2 protein-coding genes are annotated in these 3,121 nt (G+C 43.4%); both read right to left on the minus strand.

Annotated elements, in window-relative coordinates; translation table 11 throughout:
* Positions 1-268: 268 nt before the first annotated feature.
* Positions 269-1,678, minus strand: a complete 1,410-nt coding sequence (locus EWV84_RS06485; RefSeq protein WP_287077271.1) for a GumC domain-containing protein — start codon at positions 1,676-1,678, stop codon at positions 269-271.
* 304 nt (positions 1,679-1,982) lie between these two features.
* Entirely contained in the window at positions 1,983-2,924 is a 942-nt protein-coding gene (locus EWV84_RS06490; RefSeq protein ID WP_287077273.1) for a glycosyltransferase family 2 protein, read from the minus strand.
* Positions 2,925-3,121 lie beyond the last annotated feature (197 nt).

The raw sequence follows: 3,121 nt of genomic DNA on the forward strand, positions 1-3,121 counted from the left end.
ATGATCAAGCTAGAGGTTTAAAGACTGATCGGGTTCCAATTATTTTTATTAATAAATATTTTACACAATTCATACCAGGTAAGCAACATAGCTCACCACTACTACCGAATCATTACCGAAAATCATAAATCGAGGTTAAACCTTTGTCCCGTAATGGTTTAAGCCTTTTTTGCTGACCGAAAACGCCTAAGTCCCATTAAGAAAGTCAGAAGCCAGAAATCGGGTGGGGAAGAAATTCTGTCTTCTGCCTTCATAGCGGGCAATCTGCCTACTGATGAGATTCTAGCCTCGTGGTTTTGCTATTGTCCCCATCCGAGAATAAATCATCGCTAAATAGATCATCAAGGGGCAGTTCTTCGTCAGAAGGTAAGGATTCTAGATTAGCCATTTCTTCATTATCCAACATACTGAAGAAATCTAGTTCTTCTTGGTCACTCGCAACAGAAGCAACATTTTGGCGGTTAGATGCAACTGTAGGGGTTTCTTCCGCAAAATAATCGAATAATTCGGGGTTATTGCTGTCATCGGTATCAGCAAATAAGTCATCTAGAAAATTTTGGTTATCAGCGAATTTTTCGTTGTCGGGGGCTAATAAATCAGAGAAAATGGTGTCACTGCTAACGGTTTCTTGAATCTGACCGTAATTACCCGATAATTCTTCTAGGCTAGCGATAGTTCTCGTTTCTTCCTCTAATGTTAAACTGTTGAGAAATTCTATCTCAGCATCGGACATCTCCCAGTCAGAGATTGCTTGTTCTTCCATGACGGGAAAATCTTCGCTCTCAGTCATTTCTGGAGAAACTAAGGTTTCTTCTCTGCTGTTTAAACCGTCAAATGTCTCCTCGGAAACTGGTGTTTCTAGGGGCATTTCAGGGGCAAATTCTGGTTCCAATACTAGGGTTTCTTCGGTGATAAAACCATCAAAAGGATTCATCTCACTGCTGAATTCTGATTCGGAAACCAGCGTTTCTAGGGGCGTTTCAGGGGCAAATTCTGGTGGCAATACTAGGGTTTCTTCGGTGATAAAATCATCAAAAGGATTTATTTCTTCGGCACTGGGGCTATCGGGGAAATCATCCCAGGGTTCGACGATTTCAGTGGTTCGATCATCCACTACTGCTTGGCGGGCGTTTTGTAATTCCAACAGTTGGCTTTGATAACCCTGTTCTAGTTGTTGAATTTGCGACTGATAGCCCTTTTCTAATTCTAGAATCTGCTCCTGTTGACTTTGACGCAGGGCTTCCATTTCCCCTTGCTTCCCGTCTATGATCTCTTGTATTTGACTTTGATAGCTTTGGCGCAATTCCTCGATTTTAGCTTCGTATTCCGGTTGAAGTGGCTGAATTTGGGTTTTATCGGCGACTTCCACGGCTTGAGCGGGATTTGCGCTGGCTATCTCTTGCAAACGTCCTTGGCTATCTTCTAACTCTTTTTGCAATTTAGCCACTTCTTCTCTATAGGTGGCTTCGATATTGCGAATCCGTTCTTCGGAGAGAGCGAGTAGTTTTAACTGTTCTTTGCTGTCTTTTAACTCCGCTTCGGTTTCACCTAAATCCGTCCGAATTTTCGCATATTTCTGTAGTGCTTCCCTGATTTTTCCCTCTTGGAGGGCATATAAAGCCCCACCCCCGATCGCACCTCCACCGACAAAACCGATTAAAATATCGAAGATATTCATTATGGGATTCCTCCTATAGGAAAATTTACTTCTAATATGCCCAATCTCAGAGAATAATTCACAAGGGGCAAATGTGGTCAGTGTTTTCCGCCGCTCTCTATGCCGATTGCTTTTGATTGTGGCAGCAATTATCAGAAAAAGAAAGCAAATATTCAGTTTTTTATCGGCAAATGTTCACCTTTAGGGCAGTTATCTCGATGGTGAGGTACAAAGTCTCTGGTTTTAGGGAGTCGGTTGTCGATGCCAAATCCAGTCATACCTCGTCTTTGTGAGAAACGCCGTCGGTGGTGTTCGGCAAGACATTTCACTGAAGCTGTATTTCCCGATAAGCTTGATAAACGCCGCGCACGTTGTACCAATTGAGAAAAATGCGGGCAATTTCTAGGGCTAATTGCGGTTTACCTCGATCGATCAACCATTGTAACAGAGGGGAGAGGCTGCGTTCATTCAGGGTTCCCCCTAGGGAAAGTAAACCCCACAACAGTCGATGAATCCAAGTCATTTGAATCATCATCCGCACTTCCCAGGTGGGATGTTTTTGATAAAAAAGCACTCCCATTCGTCCCCGTTGAATTTCCTTATCGATGAGATTGGGAATTTGAGCGAGATTAAAGGGGGGATGCCAATGATAACCGACGGCTTCAGGACATTTGATTAATTTTAGTCCTAATTGCTTCAATCTCACCCCTAATTCCAAATCTTCCCAACCGTAGAGTTGAAACTGGGTATCAAATAATCCCGCCGCTAATAACCATTTTTTAGCGATCGCCACGTTGCCCGTGGCAAAATAGGCGGCGGAGAAATCGGTGATTTTATAGGGTTCACTGGTGGGATGCTCGAAGTTACAGGTATTAATGACACTGCCGTAGGTAAATAAGCAATCGCTGCCGAGACTTTCTGCCCCGGCGGTTAAAGCGTCGGCGTGGGCTTGCAAAAAATTTTCTGTCACTACCAGATCGCTATCGATAAAAATAATCGTATCACCACTAGCTTTTTCTACCCCCAGATTCCTAGCGATCGCAGGTCCGCCGTGATCCTGTTGCCACAGTTGCAGATGGGGTAAATTAGCCTTTTGACTTTCTAGCCAAGCGATCGTCGCATCGGTAGAGCCATCATCGACCAGGACTATTTCGTAGTTTTCCACTTTATTATCGGTTAAACGCTGATTTTCTAGGGCTAGTAAACATTTTTTTAAAATTGCTTGGCGATTGTAGGTAGGGATAACAACACTAATCAGCACGGGCATTCGGGGGTCAAGATTACCGTTTCAGCTTACCAAATAACCTCGGTTCCTTGATTAGACCTCCTGCAAAAATCAACAATCTTTATCGAAAATTTGGGTTAAAACCCCGTCCTTTGAGGACGGCTTTAAGCTACAATGGAAAAAGCGATAACCAAGCTAAAAACTGAACCTTGACCACAGATAGTAGGGGGTTTCGTTCA

The sequence above is a fragment of the Microcystis sp. M_QC_C_20170808_M3Col genome (genome assembly GCF_007095505.1).
Taxonomy (GTDB): Bacteria; Cyanobacteriota; Cyanobacteriia; order Cyanobacteriales; family Microcystaceae; genus Microcystis.

Bases quoted from the DNA above. Each gene is read 5' to 3' on its own strand.
- EWV84_RS06485 (WP_287077271.1), bottom strand. From the start codon at position 1,678: ATGAATATCTTCGATATTTTAATCGGTTTTGTCGGTGGAGGTGCGATC.
- EWV84_RS06490 (WP_287077273.1), bottom strand. From the start codon at position 2,924: ATGCCCGTGCTGATTAGTGTTGTTATCCCTACCTACAATCGCCAAGCA.